Raw genomic sequence first — 19,242 nt, 5'->3', positions numbered from 1 at the left:
TAAACAGCAAGATGCCAAATGAATCATCATAAATCCCCACCTGATGGCTGGTCTTCAATGCAGATGAATGAAAATGTCTATGATCAACCCATAGGTGAACTCCTGCCGGGATGGACGCGTAGATCATTGCCACACCATGAAGCTCTGCTGGGTCGTTACTGTCGCCTGGAGCCTATCAGCTTTCGCCATGTCAACAGCCTGTTTTCTGCCTATCATCAGGTTGAAGATGACAGAGATTGGACCTATCTGCCTCTAGAGCGGCCGCAAAATCTCACGGATTTCCATCGTTATTTGGCGGCAATGCAGGCGGTCTCTGATCCACTACACTACGCCATCGTGGACTTGCAGACAGAAGATGCCCTAGGCACAGTAGCCTTGATGCGCATTAGTCCTGATGCTGGGTCGATAGAAGTGGGCTATGTGATTTACTCACCGAGTCTTAAACATACTGCCATGGCTACCGAAGCACAATTTTTGCTCATGCAATATGTGTTCGATACCCTGGGGTACAGGCGCTATGAATGGAAGTGCGATAGTCTGAACACACCCTCACGTGCGGCGGCACTGAGGCTGGGGTTCAGCTTTGAAGGCATATTCCGTCAGGCACTGGTTTACAAAGGCCGCAATCGGGATACGGCTTGGTTTTCCATTATCGATTCTGAATGGGCAACACTAAAACGGGGCTATCAAACTTGGCTGCAGCCAGATAATTTTGATGCTGAGGGGCGGCAACTCAAGCGCTTACAAGACTGTATCCAAGCTGTCAGCACATCAGCCTAGCTGCGCTAGCTTAATCAATTCAGCCTGCATGCGCTCATCTCCCTGACCATGCTGGATTTCATCTGGCTCAATTTCTGCAGCTCATCGCTGGTCAAACCTTTCTCGGGGTCACACCACACCAGTCGCTTGAACGCCTGCGGAAACACACCATCATCAAGCACCAGCCAGGGTACATCGGCACTGCAATGATTTAGCCAATCGAATATCTCGGTAAGCCGCCAATATTCATCGTGCGTTTCATCGGCAATCAGTGGCGTCATGCCAATCACTCGATGACGAATATCATCGGAAAAAATATGGCAAATATCTTCAAATGGCATTTTCTTGCGCCATTTACTGCTGATCACCAGTTGAATTTCATCGTGTGTACGCAACCAGTTTTCTAGTAGCGGCAATCTATCGAAATGCTGTTGGGTTTGACCTGCGGAATGCAGTACACCATCAAAACTGAGGAAGAGAATCATTGAAATACGCGTGATGCAAACTTAAGGACATGATATAGAGTAATGCAACAGTATTGCATGGATGTGACACGCCATCATGGACATGCACATATCTGCTGGGTTCAATGCATACTGAAAATAAATGTCAGCCTAATGTCAGGTGCGCTTAAGGTTGATGTATGGTGCTCTGCCTAGAATGCCTGCTCATGGTGCAAACTCCATCAATAGGCTTGTCATGCATGTCACGGCCACGCCTACGCCTAAACTTACTCAAGCAATCGCTAGGAGTTTTGGCGTTGCTGTTGAGCATGGCAATATGCAGTGCAACAGTCTTTGCCGCTGAGCTTGACCAGATTGAAACACCACGCTTACTCCCTACTACTGAAAGCATGACTCTGCCGCAATTGGCGCGGGAAATGCGCGCGCGTAACCCTCAGTTTCTGCGAGCCAGCCAAGAGAAGTTACAGATAGAAGCCAGGATTCCACAAGCGCTGGCTTGGGATCAGCCCATGATAGGTATGGAGCAAACGCCTGTGCCGCATAGCCCGGTGAATTTTGAGCGCTCGCAGGGCATGAGTTACCGCCTGACCCAGACCATGTCTTTTCCAGGCAAGAAGCAATTAGCCGCTGATATCTTGCAGGCACAGGCATATAGCGCCGAGGCACAGATAGACCAGCTCATGGTGCAGATGTTGGCAGAACTCAAGCGCCAGTTTTATATGACCTTGGCAATGCAGCAACAGGCTGAAGTTAACCGCAACACCGTAGAACGTCTTAATCAGGTCAAGCAAGTGGCCAAGGTACGTTACGCCAATAACGCCGCTGCCTTTGTTGATTATATGAATGCGCAAGTGGCGCAAAGTAGCGCTGAGAATGCCATGTTCCAGACCCAGCGTCAGATCGATGTCGCGCGGCAGAATATCAATAATCTGCTAGGCCGAGACCCTGACCGGGACTTGCAACTGCAGCTGGAAGCCGGAGGCGCTCAATCCTTGCCACCACTGGCAGAGCTGATGTTACAGGCACAGCAACAGCATCCAGAGCTACGCGATTACGCTTTTCGTATGGAAGCGGCCAAAAAAAATCTTGCGCTGGCGAAAAAAGCCTATTACCCCGATATGCAGCTCATCCTCACCAAGATCAGCAACAACCCACCCTTGGGGTTGGCAGGCAATAGCTATGGTGTGGAAGTGGATCTGGTGCTGCCGACCTGGTTTTTTGAAAGGGAAAAAGCCGGAGTTAATGAGGCCAATGCGGGTGTCATTTCTGCTCAGGCTTCCGCGGAAGTTGCCTGGCGCCAGGTGCAGTTACAGATTGCCAATGCTTACAGCCAATTACAGCAACTATTCAAAGAGCAGGAGCTACTGCAACAGCGCCGTTTGCCTGAGGCTCAGGCGGCTTATCGGCTGGCCTTAAATGGCTACGCTAATAACGCTGGCGATTTTAATGGCTTGCTGCTGGCCCAGCAAAACCTGCGTGATACCGAGCTTGCCGCTGCACTGATAGGCGGAAATTTACAACAGGCTTGGGCAGGGCTGGAAGCCGCCATAGGCAAGGGGTTGGAATGAGTAGCAATGCAATGAACACCAAGCGTAGTAAACCCTGGTTGGTGCTGTTGATAGGGCTGGTAGTAGGTGTGGCCGCTGGGGCAAGTGTTGTCATGTGGCAAAGCCAAACACCTGCAGTCGAAACTTCCAAGGCGAGCGTGCAGCCTGCCGAAAGCGCTATGCCGCAAGCAGACAAGCTGGACAAGACTTTTTTTGTTAGTAGCCTGGCTGAACCGCGTGATATTGATGAAGTGATTCCCTTAATGGGGCGCCTAGCCTTCAACGCCGAAAAAATCCATCTGGCTTCAGCGCGTATTGCGGGCAGGCTAGACCGAATACTGGTGTTTGAGGGCATGGCAGTGAAACAGGGACAGGCCCTGGCAGCACTCTACAGCCCGGAATATATCTCCGCACAAAACGAGCTACTGCTAGCGCGTAACACCTGGCGCACCTTGCAGGCTAGCGCAGCCACGCAGTCGCTGGCGGAAGATGCAGAAGGCACCTTGCAATCTGCCAGAGAGCGCATGCGTGTGATGGGGGCATCTGAAGCGGATATCCAGAGCCTGGAGCGTGATGGTCAGGTGCATGAGCATCTGCTGTTACGCGCACCCATCAGTGGCATCGTCACCGAGCGCAACCTGTCACCTGGGGCCTTTATCAATCTGGGCGATAGCCTGATGTCCATCGCCGATACCAGTAGCTTCTGGTTCTACGGCAATGTTTACGAGCAGGATTATCAGCGCATTCATACTGGGCAAACTCTAAGGCTGCAGTTGCAGGCCTTGCCAAACAAGCAATACAGCGCCAGGGTTGATTTGCTGGCACCGCAACTGGATACAGACACCAACACCTTGCGCGTTCGCTGCCTGGTGCATAACGATGGTAATTTGCGCGCCGACTTGTTTGGCACGGCCAGCCTCAAGGTGGGCAAGCGCCAGGCGCTATTACTGCCTGTAGATGCTGTGGTGCGCTCATTACAGGTGGATTATCTGATTGTCGAGACTGCCGATGGCAATTACCGCAAGCGTCAGGTTGAGGTGTTGCCTTATGACGAAGCGCGCGTGGCGGTGATCTCAGGTCTGCAAGCCCATGAAAAAGTGGTGATCAAAGGCGCCACGCTGCTTAATCAGAAATTGGCCGGGGCAGCCTGATGCAGGCGAGCGGGGCGTTTATTGCCGGGGTGTTGCGTCGGCGTTTGCTGATACTAGGCTTGTGCCTGGGCTTGTTGGTGCTGGGCTATATCAGCTTCACCAAACTGCCTATAGAGCCATACCCGAACATCTCGCCACTCAATGTACAGGTGATTACCCAATGGCCGGGGCGTGGCACTAATGAGGTAGAGCGTCAGATTACCGTTCCGGTGGAAACCGCACTTGCCAATCTGCCATCGCTCAAAACGTTTCGTTCGGTATCGTTGTTCGGTCTATCGGTGGTCACCTTGCAGTTTGAGGATGGCACCAATTCTTTTGTTGCCCGGCAAAACGTGCAGTTACAGCTGGATAGCGCCAACTTGCCCGAGGGCGTGCAAAGTGAACTCAGCCCGGATGCGGATGCGCTAGGCGAGGTGCTGCGCTACCGCGTCCATTCTGCCAGCGATGACGATGTCATGTTGCTAAAATCGCTGCAGGATTGGGATATCTACCGCCAGCTCAAAACCGTCCCCGGCATTGCCGATATCAATGGCTTTGGCGGGCCGACCAAGCAATATCAGGTGCTGCCAGATATACGCAAGCTGCAGTCATACAATATCTCGCTGACGCAGTTGGTGGATGCCTTGAGCAGCGCGAATGCCAATGCGGGCGGTGGCAATCTGCGCGCGGGCGAACAGCAATATGTGGTGCGCGGCATAGGCCTGATCAAGACCTTGCAGGATGTGCGCAACATTGTGATTACCGTGCGCAATGGCCTGCCTATACGCGTGGGCGATGTAGCCGAGGTGGCCTTTGGCCATGCGCCGCGCTTGGGCGTGGTGCAGTACAACCAAGACCCGGATGCGGTAGAAGGCATAGTGCTGATGCGCCGCGGCGGTAACGCTTCGGAAATGCTGGAACGTGTGCATAACAAGGTGGATGCCATCAACCGCGGCGGCATCTTGCCGCAAGGCATCACGCTGGAAGCCTTTTATGACCGTCAGGAGCTGCTGGATTTAACCATGGGCACGGTGCACCACACCTTGTTGTTTGGCATGGTGCTGGTGCTGGCAGTGTTGTTTGTGTTTCTCGGCAGCTTGCGCGCAGCGTTGGCGGTGGCGCTGGTGATACCTTTAGCACTGAGCGTGTCTTTTGCGGGTATGGTGCTGGCCATCCCGGCCAATCTTATTTCATTGGGGGCCATCGATTTTGGCCTGATCGTCGATGCTGCGGTTATCGTGATAGAAAACATCATGCGCCGTATGGAAAACGGCACAAGCAATCTACGCCAAACCATAGTCGCTGCTGCGGCTGAGGTACAACGCCCCATGATTTTCTCCACCATGATCATCATCATGCGTACGCGCCTTTATTCATCATGGGCGGGGTAGAGGGCAAGATATTTCACCCCATGGCCTACACCATGGGCCTGGCCTTGCTGGCCTCCATGGTATTAAGCCTGACCTTTATCCCTTCAGCGGCCTCACTGCTGTTCAAGGCCGAGGCAGTGCAACATCGGCCAGGCCTGATAGGTAAGCTGATCAAGGTCTATCGTCCAGTACTGGCGGCTTTGCTGCGCAGGCCTGCCTTGGTTGCGCTGGCGGCCTTGCTGGCGTTTGCACTGGCCTTGTTTGGCGCCAGTCGTTTGGGCACCAGTTTTTTGCCCACGCTGGAAGAAAACAATCTTTGGGTGCGTATCAGCCTGCCCAATACCGTGGATCTGCATTACTCGGCAGATTTTGCCAGCAGCGTACGCGCTTATTTGAACGCCCAGCCTGAGGTTAAAACCGTGGTGGCGCAGATAGGCCGTCCCGATGATGGCACGGATGCGACTGGGGTATTCAATGTCGAGTTTGGGATCTACCTGAAAAAACCCGAGCTGTGGCCTGCTGGAGTGACGCGGATGATTTGGTCAAGCGGGTAGAGGCCTATTTGGGCAATATTCCCGGTATTGAGTACAACTTTTCGCAATATATACAGGACAACGTGGCCGAGGCGCTCTCTGGAGTCAAGGGCGAAAACTCGGTAAAAATCTTTGGCGATGATCTTGAGGTGCTGCATGCCAAAGCGCTGGAAGTGCAATGCTTGCTGCGCAGCATCCCTGGCATGGCCGATGTCGGCATTTTCCGCGAGTTGGGGCAGCCGACATTGAATATCCGCGTAGATAGGGTGGCCAGTGCGCGCTTTGGCCTTAATGTTGCTGATGTGCAGAATTTGGTGGTGAATGCCATAGGCGGCAATCCCTTGAGCCAGGTGTTGGAAGGTGAGCGTGCTTTTGACCTGGCCTTGCGCTTTCCAGAGGGGCAGCGTAATCGTCTAGAGCTGATACAGCGCTTGTTGCTGGATACGCCTGATGGGCAGCGCATTCCATTGTCTATGGTGGCCCAGGTGGAGCTTAGCGATGGGCCGTTCTTTATCTATCGAGAGTCTGGCCGCCGCTATATCGCCGTGCGCTTTGGCGTGCGTGATCGTGACTTGGGCAGTGCTGCGGCAGAGGCCCAGGCTCTGGTCAATGAGCGCGTGGAATTGCCGCGTGGTTACCGTACGCAATGGGACGGTCAATTTAACCAAATGCAAGAAGCGCACAAAAAGCTTGCCATCATTGTGCCACTTACCCTGCTGGCAATTTTCATTATGCTGTACTCAGCCTTTGGTAGCGCCAAAGATGCCTCGCTGGTGTTGCTAAACGTGCCGTTTGCCACGATAGGCGGTATAGCCGCGCTGTATTTGGCAGGGGAAGAATTGTCTATTTCGGCAGGCATAGGCTTTCTCTCACTGTTTGGCATTGCCATACAGGATGGCGTGATCCTGATCTCCTATATCAAGACTTTGTATAATCAGGGCAGGCACGATGTCGAAGAAGCCATTCTTGAAGGGGCTGCGATGCGCCTGCGCCCAGTGTTGATGACTGCCATGCTGGCAGGGCTAGGGCTGTTGCCCGCAGCGTTGTCACATGCGATAGGTTCACAGGCGCAGCGCCCGCTGGCCTTGGTGATCGTCGGTGGCATGGTTACCACCACCTTGCTGACCCTATTGGTGTTGCCCGTGGTATTTGGCTGGATTTATCGCCATTACCCCAAGAGTGTTAGTTCACAAAGTGCTTATTGAGGGGAATATATGCGTATTTTGGTAGTGGAAGATGACGCGGTCTTAGCGGAAGGTACGTGCGAATCGCTGAGTAAAGCAGGGTATGCCGTAGATCTGGCGGAAACTGGCACGCAGGCTAACAGCCTGTTGGATGCGGGCAATTACGATATGGTGCTGCTGGATATAGGCCTGCCGGGCATGGATGGTTTTGAGGTGCTGCGCCGTCTGCGCAAACACAATACCAGCATTCCGGTGTTGATCATCTCCGCACGCGATGATGTGGATTTCCGTATCTACGGCCTGGACCTAGGCGCGGATGACTTTATGCTCAAACCCTTTGTGCTGGCTGAGTTGCATGCGCGCACCCGCGCCTTGCTGCGCCGCCATGTCCTGAGCGAGCGCAATGCGCTTTCCTGCGGAGCCTTGGTCGTGGATTTGGCCGCGCAGCGCGCCAGCGTCAATGGCGAACCCATAGAGTTATCAATACGGGAGTGGGATGTGCTGGTTTATCTATTGCGTAACCTGGGCAAGGTGGTGCGCAAGGAGGCTATCATTGAAACCTTATGCGACTGGAAAACCGATCTCAGCGTTAATGCCATAGAAGTTTATATTTCGCGCCTGCGCAGCAAGCTAGATAGCCACGGCATCAATATACGCACGGTACGAGGTTTTGGTTACCTGCTGGATGAGCCCAGCGCATGAAAGTAGTGAACAGCCTGCGGCAAAAACTACTGCGTTGGTTGCTTATGGCGCTAGTGCTGTTAGTGGCGGTGGGCATAGTCACCGATTATTTTATGGCGCTGGAGCCTGCGCGCGAAGTCTATGATCAGCACTTGCTGAAAATGGCTTACAACATAGAACGCAGCCTGCCTGCTGATAGCCAACAATGGCATGCGAGTTACCCGGCCATAGAACGTGCGCTGCTGAAAAGTGACTTGGATAGTTATGATGCTGCCCATGCGGCTATCTATGATCTGCAAGGGCGTTTTATTGCAGGCTCGCCGAGTATCCCAAGGCTGGGTAGTGCGGCTGACGATACCCCGCAATACTACGATGCCGAGCATCAGGGCGATCCGATACGGGTGCTGGTCATGAAAAGCCAGGTGCTGGGCGCTGTGATCTATTTGGCAGAAACGACTTATAAGCGTAATCGGCTGGTGCATAAAACCCTGCTGCATATGATAGTGCCGGAGCTGATCTTTGCTGTGTTCTCCATCGTGGTGCTGTGGGTGGGGGTAGGGCGGGGCTTGCAGCCATTGGCACAGATCAGCGCCCAGATTAACGCCAGATCAGAAACCGACCTTAGCCCTATGGACGAAGGTCAAGCCCCGGTTGAAGTGCGCGAGATCATTACCGCGCTTAATTCCCTGTTGAGCAGGCTGGAGCTATCGCTCAAGCTGCAAAATCACTTTCTAGCCAATGCTGCGCATCAACTGCGCACACCTTTGGCAGGCTTGCAGATGCAGCTTGAACTGGCTTCAGAACAGCCACCGGAGGAGAGGGCGCAATCACATGAACGCATGCTGCTGAGTACGCGGCGTATCGTGCGCCTTGCTAATCAGCTTTTGGCCCTGGCGCGTGCCGAAGGGGGTAGTGATGCCAATCAGGCCTCTAATATCAAGCTGAGTGAAATCATAGAAACCCTGGCCTCTGATTGGCTGCCGCGTGCCTATGCCAAATCCATAGATTTAGGCTTTGAATTGGCACCCGCCAGCATCACAGGCAGCAAATGGCAAATTCAGGAAATGCTTGCCAATCTTGTCGATAATGCGCTGCGCTACACACCAAACCAAGGCAAGATCACGGTGCGCTGTTGGACAGAGGATGGCTATGTGCGAATTGCGATTGAAGATAATGGCCCCGGCATTCCTGCAGATCAGCGCGAGCAAGTGTTCGAGCGCTTCTATAGACTCAATGAGGCCCCTGAAGGTTGTGGTCTTGGCTTGGCCATTGTGCAGGAAATCGTGCGGCATCATGGCGGGAGCATCACGATTCAAACCCCTCAGTCTCATGTGGGGACCTTGGTAATGGTGACATTGCCCGTCCTGTCGGTAGTAGTAATGATCGAGGGCTAGCTTGATGCTGATGTGGAAGTGGAAAACTCCCAAGCAATGTCCAAGCTAAAATCAGCCCGGTAGCGACTTCCTACAGGGAATACTCTTGCTGTCCTAATGCCTGCGGTAGAGACAAGGTTTAGGCTCAAATCTCAAGTACTCCTCATGAAAGGAAACGCTATGGATAGCACTTGGATACTCGTGGCTGATAGCAGTCGTGCCAGGATTTTTGAAGTGCAGGACAATGATGTTTTGGCTCAGATCACGCATTTGTCCCACGATGCTGCGCAACAACCTGGTCATACGTTAAAGACAGATGGTGAAGGCCAGTTTTTTGGAAGTGGTGCAAATGGGGGTACTGCAGAACCTGCTGTTAGCCCCAAGATGCATGAGGCCACCCTATTTGCAGAAGAGGTGAATCGATATTTGGCTCATGGGCGCAATCAACAGCGATTCTCAGAACTACATGTGATTGCCCAGCCTAGATTCCTTGGTTTATTGCGCAACAAGCTTGATGAGCAAATTAAGAGCTTGGTAGTAGAGGAAATCCCCAAGGATTTGACCAAAGCCAGTAGCGAAGAAATCCAAAGGCAGATTACCTTGCACTGATATCAAGGTGGTGAGGGACTCAATACATCATCGTTAAAAAGCCCATGTCATAAGTACATGGGCTTTTTTTCGGAGACTAAATCCCCACAAATGCATCAGTCAGCTTCAGCCTGTTCCCGCCGTTTCATCTATCCACTCTTTGGCAAACGCATAGCCTGCCTCAATCGCTGCTTCTGTAGACGCATAACTCGCTTGCTTATCGTTGGGAGTTCCGGCGGCATGACCATCGATTTCCACATGCCATTGATGCCCTAAACCCGAAAGACACTTTCCCAAGACCTTTACCTTATGATTTTTATAGGTATATAGCATGGCTTCTCCTGACCTCAAGTTGAACAACAAAAACGTGAAACCTGTGATTGATGAACTGGTTTTTCCTCGATTAAGACGTAAAGGAATTTCACCTTAAATTTCCATTTATATCAATGCTTAAGTTTGAGTTGATTTGAAAATGAAACTCGTTTGTGATGCAATGTCTTGTCATTAGCTTATCAATAGATTACCTCCTACTTTAGCCGCCCATTCTCGCCATGCTCAGGAATTGACAGTATTGACGCATTGCGAATATAGTCCTTGGGTGACAATTAATGTTAAGCAAAATTTATTTAATTGTAAAATAGGGAGTAGAAAAATATGATGTTCGAGGATCACCACCATAACCCAGCACTTCCCATCCTGCCTGTGATGTCTCGCAAGCGTTTTGCGGAATTGATAGGGGTAACGGAAGATACTGTTGGCGGGTGGATTAATCGCAGATATTTGCCGGTGATCAAGATAGGCAAATACAGCTTGGTCAATGTGGCATTGCTGTATCAACATGCACTTCAGCAAGATTATCCTGACTAATGCGAGCGAAATTATCAGTTGAACTAATCTAGTCACAAATTAAGCGAAATCAACATCCCAGCAATGAATCATAGTAGAGCCGCTACAAGCTTCCAGTTAATGTAGCTTATAGATTGGTACTTTCTGCATTTCAGCAAAGCTTATAGAATTTACGATTGCGTAAAGTCGGTTTTTCTCATGCATTTTGGCTACATATCCTTAGCTGCTGCAATCGCGGTATTACTTTCAAGCTGTGATTACAGGTCGCGCTACGAATCCTGCACATTCACTAGCCCTCCAGCTGAAGCGCAGCGAATTAAGACAGCAGATGCGGAATACTTGGTGTTTCCAGGTAACATTACTGGTGATTACACGGGCTGCCAAAAAGCTTGGTTAAGCAACGGGCATCTGCAAGCATCCTTGAAATACACCAATGGGCTAGTGACAACTGTTGAATTCATAGATGCCGATGCAACTCCTCAGGCTTGCTTGTTCCGATATGGTGAGTTACTTGAGGGCGATGAAGCTGTTTGCTTGCCTTATAAGCGATGGAAGTTCAGCAGCAAACAAGCCAGCTAAATGCTTACGACTACTCATCTTCCTAATTCTCAATAAAACCATTACAGCGGTATTGATAAAAAATAATTAAAATCAATAGTCTATGCAGGATAAGTATTGATTGAGTAATGTTGCGGGATAGATGTAATATTAGCCTCATTACTTCTTGGGGCATCCTTTTGGATCAATTTGAATATAAAGACCGTGCAGTGTCCGTCATATGCTCTGTCCATAACATCATAGGTTTTATCTGGATTTTGCTAATAGATGGCGCGTTTGTCGGCCCCGAAGATGATGAAAAGCCGGGATTTCCCACCCCTACAGAAGCCTGCGAGGATGGCGCAGCTTACGCCAGAGCGTATATCGATGAGTTGGCAAGCTGATAAGCTATGAATGGCCCTAGGTCTAATAGTGCTTATTGCCTCCCTTAAAACCTCATAAACCTTCCCACATGCAGATCATGTCTGCACCGTATCTTTGAGCTGGAGTTCAACCTTTTCAGCGCTTCAACTCAACGAGTGTGCTTGCATTGAGATTGACTTTGATATGTCCCTGCCTTGCACAAATGATTGCCCATCAGAATGATTTACGCGTTTGAATGGTGCCAATTGGTACAACTCTAGATATGCAACTGGCAACATAAATACTGTGCCGCAAGGAATAGGAGAGAGCTATTGCTGGGCTGAGGAAGCTATATCGTGGTGCCCGGGGCCGGAATCGAACCGGCACGCCCAAAGGGCGAGAGATTTTAAGTCTCTTGTGTCTACCAATTTCACCACCCGGGCTTAGGATGTGCTTCAGGAGCGCCTCGAACGAAGCGAGGGCGTATTCTAGCACTGTATTGGCAGGCTTGAGTAGGGCGTTTAAAGCAATTTACTAACGCTTTGCGCTATTCACATGTACGCCTTTAACCGACGCGTTGTTTACATTCGGCTAAGGTAAACGGGCAGATTGGATACTTACTTTGATTTCAGTGAAACTCAACTGCTATTAAGCAGTCTCTGGTTTATCAAGATTATTCAGGTGTTGCATCATGCGGACTGCCCTTATTTCAGCTTTGTTACTTAGTGCCTGTAGTGGTGTTGCTATTCAAGATTACGCCAGTAACAAAGTGCCGCAAGACAGGCAATATGCCTCTTATCAGAAGTTTTTTACTGGTGCTAATGTGACTGTGCGTCGAGATCCAGTCAAATCTGAAATTGGAATAGGGTGTGAGGTCGAGCTATATATAGACAATATCCGCTCATATACGATTTTGCCTGGTGAATATGCCACCTTCTTCCTCACCGACGGCAAGCACGTGCTTAAGGTTGATACAGGACGAGGTTCTTGTCAGGGGAGGCCAGGTTCGGAGGAGATCAATGTCTCGAACGGGGTTTCACAAGAATATAAGATTTTCAGCCCCCCAAGTGAGCCTTTACGATTGTTCCGCACAATGTAAGGGTGTCTATATTAAGGTATGACTTATTTCGTTTGTGCTGGCCGAGAGGCCATGCTGGCTTGGTAAAGTTTGTAGCCGTTACGCCCTGCGGCCTTAACTTCATATAAAGCGATATCTGCCTGTTTCATCAAGTTTTGTGAATTCAGATTATCTACCGGGTTACGGATTGCGATGCCCAAGCTCAGGGTGATCTGTAAAGATTGATCATGCAGGTGCACCAAGGTGTTAAAGCTTTGATGAATATTGCTGGCGATGCGCAATGCTGTGTCGGGGTGGTCAATTTCCCCAAGTATCAGTACAAACTCATCACCGCCTTGACGCCCTAGCGTATCGGTACGGCGTATAGATTTGTTCACGGTGTCGCCTACATATTGCAACAGCTCGTCGCCTATGTCGTGGCCGTATGTGTCATTGATCCATTTGAAGTGATCAATATCTATGAACATGAGTGCAATCGTCTGTTGGTAACGTTCCGCGCGCAGAACCGCCTGATCTAGTCTATCCATAATCAAGCGGCGATTGGGTAGGCTGGTCAATGGGTCGAAGAAGGCCATGCGCTCCATTTCTTCCTGATGCTGCTTACGGTCGGTGATGTCCTCTATTTGTGACACAAAGTGTACTGGCCTCTGCTGAGCGTCGCGCACAATAGACACGCTCAAGGTTACCCAAATGATGTGTCCATCGTGATGGAAGTAACGCTTATCCATGCGGTAGTGGTCGCGCTCACCATTGATTAAGCTAGTAAGCAATTCTAAATCCAGCTCTAGATCGTCCGGGTGGGTAATGTGCTGAAAAGTGCGACTGAGCAAGTATGCTTCGTTCATGCCTAGCATCTTACAGAGGGCTTCGTTCACCTTTAACCAGCTTCCATCTGGACCAACTAAAGCCATGCCAATGGCAGCAGTGGTAAAAGACTTTCTGAATTGCTCTTCACTCAGCATGAGGGCATCGTGGCTAGCCTGCAGCTCTTTGGTCATGACTTTGGCATTTACCAAGGCATGCTCAAGTTGTTCAGAGTTTTTGGTCAGCAATGAGTTGATGCTGCGATTGGCGCGCAAAGTTGCAGACATATACCAAAACACAAAGCCAAAGAGCAGAATATCGCTCACGGTCAACCCTATGAGCAGCATTTTGGCTTTGTGGATGTTCATACCGTCCAGGTTTCGCAGCTGCCTGAGGTTTTCCATTTCCAGCTCACGATAGTGGCGGGTTTCGGTGACCACGGACTGGATCAAGCGTTTGCTTTCATCTCCCTGCATCAGTAATGCGCTGGCATGCAGGCCTTGGTCTCTACGCCTGGCCATGGTTTCCTGGCTGATGATGGCTTGCCTATCCATGGTGTGCTCTAGTTTAGAGAGCAACATTAAACGCTGTTTGTCTGTTTTTTCAACGAGGTTTTGTAAGGAGGTGAAAGCCATGCGCTGGGTTAATACAGTATCTGCATAGCGCTGGCGATAGCTTTCATCTCCGGTGATGATATAGCCGCGTTTGTGATTTTCGAGTTCAACGGTATGAAGCAAGAGGATATCCAGCGCATCCAATGACTGAATCGCATGCTCTTGGGCATCTGAGTGGTAACTCAATGAGGTAAATGTCTGGTAGGGCAGCCAAGCATTGGCAAACAATGCGATCAAGGCAATGACCAGACTCACAATTATTTTGCCAGACATGTCGTTATTCTAGCACTGTTAACCCTGATGGTTGTTAGCTTGCGTGCACCCCCTCCAAGTGCATAGGGACAATTGAATGCCCGCATGTTTTAATCGCTTCTTACCTTTAAATGAAAAAAATGATAATCTGGTGTTGGCCGTCATGTTTTCTAAAATGTTTAACAAAACTAACCAGATAGGAGAATGGCATGCTCAGAAAGACATTATTGATAGGTTTAATGACCGCATCTTCCATGGTGTATGCAGCCACACCTTCTGATGATCTTATTCTTAAGTTCATGGAAGTATCCAATGTGAAGGGAACATTGGAAGGCATGCGCAATAACGCCGATACTGCATTGAAAGCCAATATGTTGCAGTCTCTGCAATATGCCACTCTTAATGACAAACAGAAGAAAATTGCTGAAGAAGCTGGTGAGAAAGCAGTCAAAGTGCAGCAAGAGTATTTATCTTACGATGCCATCACCAAGCTGATTTTGCCTCTATATCGCAAAACCTTTACTCAGGAAGAGCTGCAAGCAGCGATAAAATTTTATAGCTCTCCAGAAGGGCGCTCCATTAATCAGAAGATGCCTGGGCTTGCTGGAGACTCAATGCGATTGACCAGCGAGCTGAATCAGAAGGTAATTCCGCAATACCAAAAGATCGCTCAGGATGCAGCAGAGCGCATTAAACAAACTAAGTAGTTGGCAATGATAAGACAATAATCTTGGCAGGCTTAAGCCTGCTAAGGTGTCTTGGACTCTGGCCCTGGGTTTTTAGGCAAGGGTTTTGCAGCAGGCTTTGGAGCTTGTTCTGTTGGTTTGGTCGTAATTTCGGTGACATGTTCAACTGGGTGGTTAACTGCCCGGTTGAACAAGACGTTATCCAACGCCTCAGCAGAAGGCTGATTGCTTTCGTTGTTTGAGAATGAAAGCCAGGCGGGTAGGGCAGCATTGGTTTTGGAAAGCTTTTGTTCCTGATGCAAATCCAGCAATACTGGCAATCGGATAATTCCGCTCTGCGCCAGCGCAAACACAGCAATGGCTAGAGTCAGCAGCGCCATGATAAATTGCACCCGCGCACTATCCTTATGTTTGCGGTTTTCTTCCTGAAAATCGCTGAGGCTCTTCCAGGCTAGCCCAGCCACTTTGTACTTGCCTTGGGCCGTCATTTCCACATCTCGCGATTCCACAAGTGAAGCCAGTTGGTACTTCATTTTGTGCATGTACCAAAGATGATCCTCTTGTGTGAAACACAGATATCCATACATTTCCCCCATGAGCTCATGCAAACTGAAAGGGATATCCGAAATGGCTTTGTGTGCAACGATGTAGCGCAATAACTCATAACGCTCATTTGCCTCTGCCGGGCGACGATTGAAAATCAAGCTTGCCAGCAGATGTTTTAGATTGGCACTCCAACGAAATAAGGGCGTGATGAGTAATGGCAACGCGAGAATGAGCCTAAGCAGCGAATCATAGCGGCGAAAACGATTGCTGCCCGCGACTGAGTAACGATATTCCACCACCAAATTTTGATAGGGGAAGCGTTCCACCGGGCTGGCAATGACATTGCGAGACAACATGCCATCAGCACCCAACGACTGAGCGTAAACATTGCTGCTATCGGCAGTGAGGATTTTCTGTACCCCAAAATGAGATGCCGTCGCAACAATATTAAAGTTATGTCCTCTTTTGCCTAAAAAGGAGATCAACAATAGCCAGAGATGTAATTTCATGGTGCTGAAATTATAAACTTTTCGTGAAATCTGCGGGAATATTAGCCTGACTTGTTCGAATGAATAAGGACTAGTGAGTAATTAACCATAATTAAATTATGGTTTTAGCGAGATTTGATACCTCGTTGATTTCGCTGGAAAAGTAAATTATTTGAATTTACTATTGACATTGACTATTTATTATTTTTTAATTGCCTATTTTTATTATTAATAGTAAAGCAAGTTATGACTGATCAAAAACGTAAAATTAAAGAAGATTGGCATCGTGCTGACATTATTGCCGCAGTGCGGAAAACCAAGACCAATTTGCAGCAATTGTCACGCAGATTCGGGTTGGGCCGTACTACACTCAGCAATGCCCTTTACAGCCCATGTCCTAAATATGAACGCTTGATCGCTGAACAGATAGGCACCGTGCCACAAGTTATTTGGCCCAGTCGTTATAATGCTGACGGCACCCCCAAAAGCGGACGAGGGGAGCGGGGGCTGGAGTTTGATTATCCTCTTCCTGGGTCAGACCAGCCCAGCAAGCTCAAGCCTGATGTACTGCGACAGATTAAATATTCGTCCCAAGGCTCCAAAGAGCTTGTTTCCCTCACGTCGCGTGAAATCAATAAGCTGCAAAACGATAGTGAATTCAACCAGAATGAGTTAGCTTCATTCACTGATCATCCCCAATTCCCTGATCGCGCACAGTTTATTGAACACCTGAAGCGATTCATCTCTTATGCTCAGCGTCATGATTCACGCAAGATTGCTGTTGTAGTCGTGCGTCTCGATCAGCTGCGCCAAACCACCCTCATGATAGGCGAAGAAAGTACCCATAGCCTTTTAACCGAAATTGCATTGCGCCTTAACCAAAATATGCCGGTAGCTTATCTGGGCGGAGATGAGTTCGCAGTATTGCGTACTGGTAAGGTTGAAGATGATGTCCATATGCAAGACGCTGTTAATGAAGTCAAAGCGCAATTCGCATTGCCTTTCCAGATCCAAGGCGGCGAAATGCTCGTATCTGCCAACTTCGGTGTGGCTTTGTACCCAACGCATGGTCATGAGGCAGAGGAGTTACTTGGAAATGCCACCGCTTCATTCCCATTGTTCGGAAATACACGCAGCGAAAGTTATTTTTACTCCCCAGCATTGATCGCAAGCGCCAAGCAGCGCCTATTTCTGGAATCAGCGCTGCATTATGCCCAAGAGCGTAACGAGCTCAGTGTGCATTTTCAGCCTCAAATAGACGTGCTCAATAAACATATGGTAGGTCTGGAAGCTTTACTACGTTGGAATCATCCAGAATTTGGTTTGGTCAAACCAGATGAATTCCTGCCAATTGCTGAATCTACAGAGCTTATTCTACCCATGGGTCTTTGGGTGATACGTAAGGCATGTGAAGAATTCCAAGCTTTACGCAAACAGGGGCATAAACAGCTGAAGCGCATCACCGTTAATATTTCAGCCAGGCAGTTCCATGACAAGGATTTCTCAACAGCACTCTTGAGCATATTGCGCAATACTGGGGTGGAGCCTACCTGTCTTGAGCTTGAGCTTTCTGAAAGTATGTTAATGCAGCAGACAGAGCAAAGTCTCAAGCTGATGAAGGATTTACATGATAGAGGCGTACATATTTCCTTGGATGACTTTGGTACTGGGTATTCAAACTTGAGCTATATCAATCAGTTCCCGATAGACTCAATCAAGATAGACAAAAGCTTTGTCCACGGTCTGACTCATGATGTGGGCAGCCTGGCCATTGCTGAAGCCATTTTATCGATTGCCAGGAGATTGAGTTTGCGCGTTGTGGCTGAAGGTGTAGAAACCAAAGTGCAGATGGATATTTTACAAGACATGGGCTGTCTTCTGATGCAAGGTTTTTACTTCTATAAACCCATGCCTGCAACAGATATCAACAAACTGCCAAAATAACGCACTGACATTTTCCGCGTAACATTGGGAGTCTAAAAAAACAAAGCCTGCAATTGCAGGCTTTGTTTTTTACTTTATATCTTGAATCAGAACTTAAGCTAGTGCTTTTTCTATTCTATCAAGCGCATTGCGCAGGTTATCCATCGAGGTGGCGAATGAAATGCGGAAATAGCCTTCCGCACCAAATGCAGAACCTGGCACCACTGCTACGCCTTCTTGCTCAAGCAAATATTCAGACAACGCTAGATCATTGGCTTCTTTGATTTTGCCTGCAGCAAACAGATTGGCAATAGCAGTACGAGCATCAGGGAAGGCATAGAATGCGCCGCCTGCCTTGATACACTTCAAGCCTTTCATCTGGTTAAAGCGGTTGACTACATACTCATGACGTTCACGGAAAGCATCCAGCATAGGGGTGATGCATTCCTGCGGACCTTCCAGCGCGGCTTGGGCGGCAACCTGTGAGATTGAGGTTGGGTTGGAGGTGGATTGCGATTGCAGAATTTCCATGGCCTTGATGATCTTGGCAGGGCCTGCTGCATAACCAATACGCCAACCAGTCATGGAGTATGCCTTGGACACGCCATTAAGGACTATGCAACGCTCCTTTAATTCTGGCGTGGCGTTGAGAATGTTGTAGAACTTGTCACCGGTAAGGTTGACGTGTTCATACATATCATCAGTCGCTACCAATACATGAGGGTGCTTTTTCAGCACTTCACCCAAGGCTGCCAGTTCTTGCAATGTATATACCGCGCCAGTTGGGTTGGACGGGGAGTTGATCATAAATAGCTTGGTCTTGGGCGTAATCGCAGACTCAAGCTGCGCAGGTGTTAGCTTGAAACCTTGCTCAATACCACATTCAATAATGATAGGCTTGGCCCCTGCCACCAGGGCAATGTCGGCGTAGGAAACCCAGTAAGGGGCAGGGACGATGACTTCATCGCCCGGGTTGAGTACGGCCAAGGCCAAGTTAAAAATACACTGCTTGCCACCCACACCTACAATGACTTCCTTGTCGTTGTAGTCAAAGCCGTTTTCATTCTTGAACTTGGCGACAATGGCTTTTTTCAAGCCGGGAATGCCAGCCACTGGCGTGTATTTTGTGAAACCTTGGTCTATCGCTTTTTTGGCGGCGTCCTTGATATGTTGTGGGGTGTCGAAATCCGGTTCACCTGCACCAAGACCTATGATGTCACGACCTTCGGCCTTCAGTTTTGCCGCACGGGCAGTGACGGCAAGCGTGGGTGATTCTTTGATGGATTGAACGCGCTGCGAGAGTTCCAAGATCTAAAATCCTATAAAGTAGAGATAAAGACAACGACAAAACTCTAATTTTACTCACTTTATTCGCTTTGCGAAATATGCAATGGGACTGATTATCAAGCTACGAGTATCTAAATACGGGCTTTAGCCTCATTGCACTTGAATTAAGCGGGGTCTCGTATTGCTTGC

At 49.3% G+C, this 19,242-nt stretch carries 20 protein-coding genes and 1 tRNA gene; 15 read left to right on the top strand and 6 right to left on the bottom strand.

The window, feature by feature from the left end; all coding sequences use genetic code 11:
• Positions 1–18: 18 nt before the first annotated feature.
• Positions 19–780, top strand: a complete 762-nt coding sequence (locus JCM2850_RS03690; RefSeq protein ID WP_234406062.1) for a GNAT family N-acetyltransferase — start codon at positions 19–21, stop codon at positions 778–780.
• A gap of 14 nt (positions 781–794) precedes the next feature.
• On the opposite strand, the gene JCM2850_RS03685 is transcribed toward JCM2850_RS03690, so the two are convergent.
• The gene (locus tag JCM2850_RS03685) at positions 795–1,244 is read right to left on the bottom strand and encodes an HAD domain-containing protein (RefSeq protein WP_025869830.1); all 450 of its coding nucleotides are present in this window, start codon (positions 1,242–1,244) and stop codon (positions 795–797) included.
• A gap of 275 nt (positions 1,245–1,519) precedes the next feature.
• On the opposite strand from JCM2850_RS03685, the gene JCM2850_RS03680 reads away from it, so the two are divergent.
• The 8 genes from JCM2850_RS03680 to JCM2850_RS03655 all read left to right on the top strand — a co-directional run bounded on the left by JCM2850_RS03680 (position 1,520) and on the right by JCM2850_RS03655 (position 9,650).
• Positions 1,520–2,791: a TolC family protein gene (locus JCM2850_RS03680; protein ID WP_234406061.1), complete on the top strand. Its 1,272-nt coding sequence runs from the start codon at positions 1,520–1,522 to the stop codon at positions 2,789–2,791.
• A complete protein-coding gene (locus JCM2850_RS03675; protein ID WP_025869827.1) occupies positions 2,788–3,921 on the top strand; it encodes an efflux RND transporter periplasmic adaptor subunit in 1,134 nt (377 codons plus the stop codon). Before JCM2850_RS03680 ends, JCM2850_RS03675 begins: the two co-directional genes overlap by 4 nt.
• Positions 3,921–5,291: an efflux RND transporter permease subunit gene (locus tag JCM2850_RS23305; RefSeq protein ID WP_199898236.1), complete on the top strand. Its 1,371-nt coding sequence runs from the start codon at positions 3,921–3,923 to the stop codon at positions 5,289–5,291. Before JCM2850_RS03675 ends, JCM2850_RS23305 begins: the two co-directional genes overlap by 1 nt.
• Positions 5,279–5,824 carry an efflux RND transporter permease subunit gene (locus tag JCM2850_RS23300; protein ID WP_199898235.1) on the top strand — a complete coding sequence of 182 codons (546 nt, stop codon included), beginning with the start codon at positions 5,279–5,281 and terminating at the stop codon, positions 5,822–5,824. Before JCM2850_RS23305 ends, JCM2850_RS23300 begins: the two co-directional genes overlap by 13 nt.
• Complete coding sequence (locus JCM2850_RS23295; protein WP_199898234.1) at positions 5,809–7,008, top strand: efflux RND transporter permease subunit; 1,200 nt, start codon at positions 5,809–5,811, stop codon at positions 7,006–7,008. The genes JCM2850_RS23300 and JCM2850_RS23295 overlap by 16 nt, the downstream gene beginning before the upstream one ends.
• A gap of 9 nt (positions 7,009–7,017) precedes the next feature.
• Complete coding sequence (locus JCM2850_RS03665; protein WP_025869825.1) at positions 7,018–7,689, top strand: response regulator; 672 nt, start codon at positions 7,018–7,020, stop codon at positions 7,687–7,689.
• Complete coding sequence (locus JCM2850_RS03660; protein WP_025869824.1) at positions 7,686–9,062, top strand: sensor histidine kinase; 1,377 nt, start codon at positions 7,686–7,688, stop codon at positions 9,060–9,062. The genes JCM2850_RS03665 and JCM2850_RS03660 overlap by 4 nt, the downstream gene beginning before the upstream one ends.
• A 159-nt stretch (positions 9,063–9,221) precedes the next feature.
• Entirely contained in the window at positions 9,222–9,650 is a 429-nt protein-coding gene (locus JCM2850_RS03655; RefSeq protein WP_025869822.1) for a host attachment protein, read from the top strand.
• 105 nt (positions 9,651–9,755) lie between these two features.
• On the opposite strand, the gene JCM2850_RS03650 is transcribed toward JCM2850_RS03655, so the two are convergent.
• Positions 9,756–9,962 carry a hypothetical protein gene (locus tag JCM2850_RS03650; RefSeq protein WP_025869820.1) on the bottom strand — a complete coding sequence of 69 codons (207 nt, stop codon included), beginning with the start codon at positions 9,960–9,962 and terminating at the stop codon, positions 9,756–9,758.
• Between the two features lie 321 nt (positions 9,963–10,283).
• Between JCM2850_RS03650 and JCM2850_RS21370 the strand changes: the two genes are divergently transcribed.
• The 3 genes from JCM2850_RS21370 to JCM2850_RS03640 all read left to right on the top strand — a co-directional run bounded on the left by JCM2850_RS21370 (position 10,284) and on the right by JCM2850_RS03640 (position 11,416).
• Positions 10,284–10,496, top strand: a complete 213-nt coding sequence (locus JCM2850_RS21370; protein WP_148301186.1) for a hypothetical protein — start codon at positions 10,284–10,286, stop codon at positions 10,494–10,496.
• A 177-nt stretch (positions 10,497–10,673) separates the two neighbouring features.
• Complete coding sequence (locus tag JCM2850_RS21365; protein ID WP_148301185.1) at positions 10,674–11,054, top strand: hypothetical protein; 381 nt, start codon at positions 10,674–10,676, stop codon at positions 11,052–11,054.
• A 107-nt stretch (positions 11,055–11,161) separates the two neighbouring features.
• Complete coding sequence (locus tag JCM2850_RS03640) at positions 11,162–11,416, top strand: hypothetical protein (RefSeq protein ID WP_025869819.1); 255 nt, start codon at positions 11,162–11,164, stop codon at positions 11,414–11,416.
• Between the two features lie 316 nt (positions 11,417–11,732).
• Here JCM2850_RS03640 and JCM2850_RS03635 read toward each other — a convergent pair.
• Positions 11,733–11,818, bottom strand: a tRNA-Leu gene (locus tag JCM2850_RS03635).
• Positions 11,819–12,066: 248 nt separating this feature from the next.
• Between JCM2850_RS03635 and JCM2850_RS03630 the strand changes: the two genes are divergently transcribed.
• Positions 12,067–12,474, top strand: coding sequence for a hypothetical protein (locus tag JCM2850_RS03630; protein ID WP_025869818.1), 408 nt, complete (start codon positions 12,067–12,069; stop codon positions 12,472–12,474).
• A 23-nt stretch (positions 12,475–12,497) separates the two neighbouring features.
• Here the strand turns inward: JCM2850_RS03630 and JCM2850_RS20240 are convergent, their stop codons facing one another.
• Positions 12,498–14,144, bottom strand: coding sequence for a diguanylate cyclase domain-containing protein (locus JCM2850_RS20240; protein WP_025869817.1), 1,647 nt, complete (start codon positions 14,142–14,144; stop codon positions 12,498–12,500).
• A gap of 188 nt (positions 14,145–14,332) precedes the next feature.
• Between JCM2850_RS20240 and JCM2850_RS03615 the strand changes: the two genes are divergently transcribed.
• Positions 14,333–14,830: a DUF2059 domain-containing protein gene (locus tag JCM2850_RS03615; protein ID WP_081774929.1), complete on the top strand. Its 498-nt coding sequence runs from the start codon at positions 14,333–14,335 to the stop codon at positions 14,828–14,830.
• Positions 14,831–14,871: 41 nt separating this feature from the next.
• Here JCM2850_RS03615 and JCM2850_RS03610 read toward each other — a convergent pair whose 3' ends face one another.
• Positions 14,872–15,864, bottom strand: coding sequence for a hypothetical protein (locus JCM2850_RS03610; protein WP_148301183.1), 993 nt, complete (start codon positions 15,862–15,864; stop codon positions 14,872–14,874).
• 225 nt (positions 15,865–16,089) lie between these two features.
• Between JCM2850_RS03610 and JCM2850_RS16845 the strand changes: the two genes are divergently transcribed.
• Positions 16,090–17,787 carry an EAL domain-containing protein gene (locus tag JCM2850_RS16845; RefSeq protein WP_025869814.1) on the top strand — a complete coding sequence of 566 codons (1,698 nt, stop codon included), beginning with the start codon at positions 16,090–16,092 and terminating at the stop codon, positions 17,785–17,787.
• Between the two features lie 93 nt (positions 17,788–17,880).
• Here JCM2850_RS16845 and JCM2850_RS03600 read toward each other — a convergent pair whose 3' ends face one another.
• Entirely contained in the window at positions 17,881–19,074 is a 1,194-nt protein-coding gene (locus JCM2850_RS03600) for a pyridoxal phosphate-dependent aminotransferase (protein WP_025869813.1), read from the bottom strand.
• Positions 19,075–19,242: the final 168 nt, after the last annotated feature.

The sequence above is a fragment of the Methylobacillus glycogenes JCM 2850 genome (assembly GCF_000617925.1).
Taxonomy (GTDB): domain Bacteria; phylum Pseudomonadota; class Gammaproteobacteria; order Burkholderiales; family Methylophilaceae; genus Methylobacillus; species Methylobacillus glycogenes.
Note: the sequence above shows the minus strand (reverse complement) of the source record. Positions and strands in the feature narration are given on the sequence as shown.

Coding starts and splice junctions, on each gene's coding strand:
- JCM2850_RS03685 (WP_025869830.1), bottom strand. CDS start 1,244: ATGATTCTCTTCCTCAGTTTTGATGGTGTACTGCATTCCGCAGGTCAA.
- JCM2850_RS03660 (WP_025869824.1), top strand. CDS start 7,686: ATGAAAGTAGTGAACAGCCTGCGGCAAAAACTACTGCGTTGGTTGCTT.
- JCM2850_RS03630 (WP_025869818.1), top strand. CDS start 12,067: ATGCGGACTGCCCTTATTTCAGCTTTGTTACTTAGTGCCTGTAGTGGT.
- JCM2850_RS20240 (WP_025869817.1), bottom strand. CDS start 14,144: ATGTCTGGCAAAATAATTGTGAGTCTGGTCATTGCCTTGATCGCATTG.
- JCM2850_RS21370 (WP_148301186.1), top strand. CDS start 10,284: ATGATGTTCGAGGATCACCACCATAACCCAGCACTTCCCATCCTGCCT.
- JCM2850_RS03610 (WP_148301183.1), bottom strand. CDS start 15,864: ATGAAATTACATCTCTGGCTATTGTTGATCTCCTTTTTAGGCAAAAGA.
- JCM2850_RS03665 (WP_025869825.1), top strand. CDS start 7,018: ATGCGTATTTTGGTAGTGGAAGATGACGCGGTCTTAGCGGAAGGTACG.
- JCM2850_RS03655 (WP_025869822.1), top strand. CDS start 9,222: ATGGATAGCACTTGGATACTCGTGGCTGATAGCAGTCGTGCCAGGATT.
- JCM2850_RS23300 (WP_199898235.1), top strand. CDS start 5,279: ATGGGCGGGGTAGAGGGCAAGATATTTCACCCCATGGCCTACACCATG.
- JCM2850_RS16845 (WP_025869814.1), top strand. CDS start 16,090: ATGACTGATCAAAAACGTAAAATTAAAGAAGATTGGCATCGTGCTGAC.
- JCM2850_RS03675 (WP_025869827.1), top strand. CDS start 2,788: ATGAGTAGCAATGCAATGAACACCAAGCGTAGTAAACCCTGGTTGGTG.
- JCM2850_RS21365 (WP_148301185.1), top strand. CDS start 10,674: ATGCATTTTGGCTACATATCCTTAGCTGCTGCAATCGCGGTATTACTT.
- JCM2850_RS03640 (WP_025869819.1), top strand. CDS start 11,162: ATGTTGCGGGATAGATGTAATATTAGCCTCATTACTTCTTGGGGCATC.
- JCM2850_RS03615 (WP_081774929.1), top strand. CDS start 14,333: ATGCTCAGAAAGACATTATTGATAGGTTTAATGACCGCATCTTCCATG.
- JCM2850_RS03690 (WP_234406062.1), top strand. CDS start 19: ATGAATCATCATAAATCCCCACCTGATGGCTGGTCTTCAATGCAGATG.
- JCM2850_RS03650 (WP_025869820.1), bottom strand. CDS start 9,962: ATGCTATATACCTATAAAAATCATAAGGTAAAGGTCTTGGGAAAGTGT.
- JCM2850_RS23305 (WP_199898236.1), top strand. CDS start 3,921: ATGCAGGCGAGCGGGGCGTTTATTGCCGGGGTGTTGCGTCGGCGTTTG.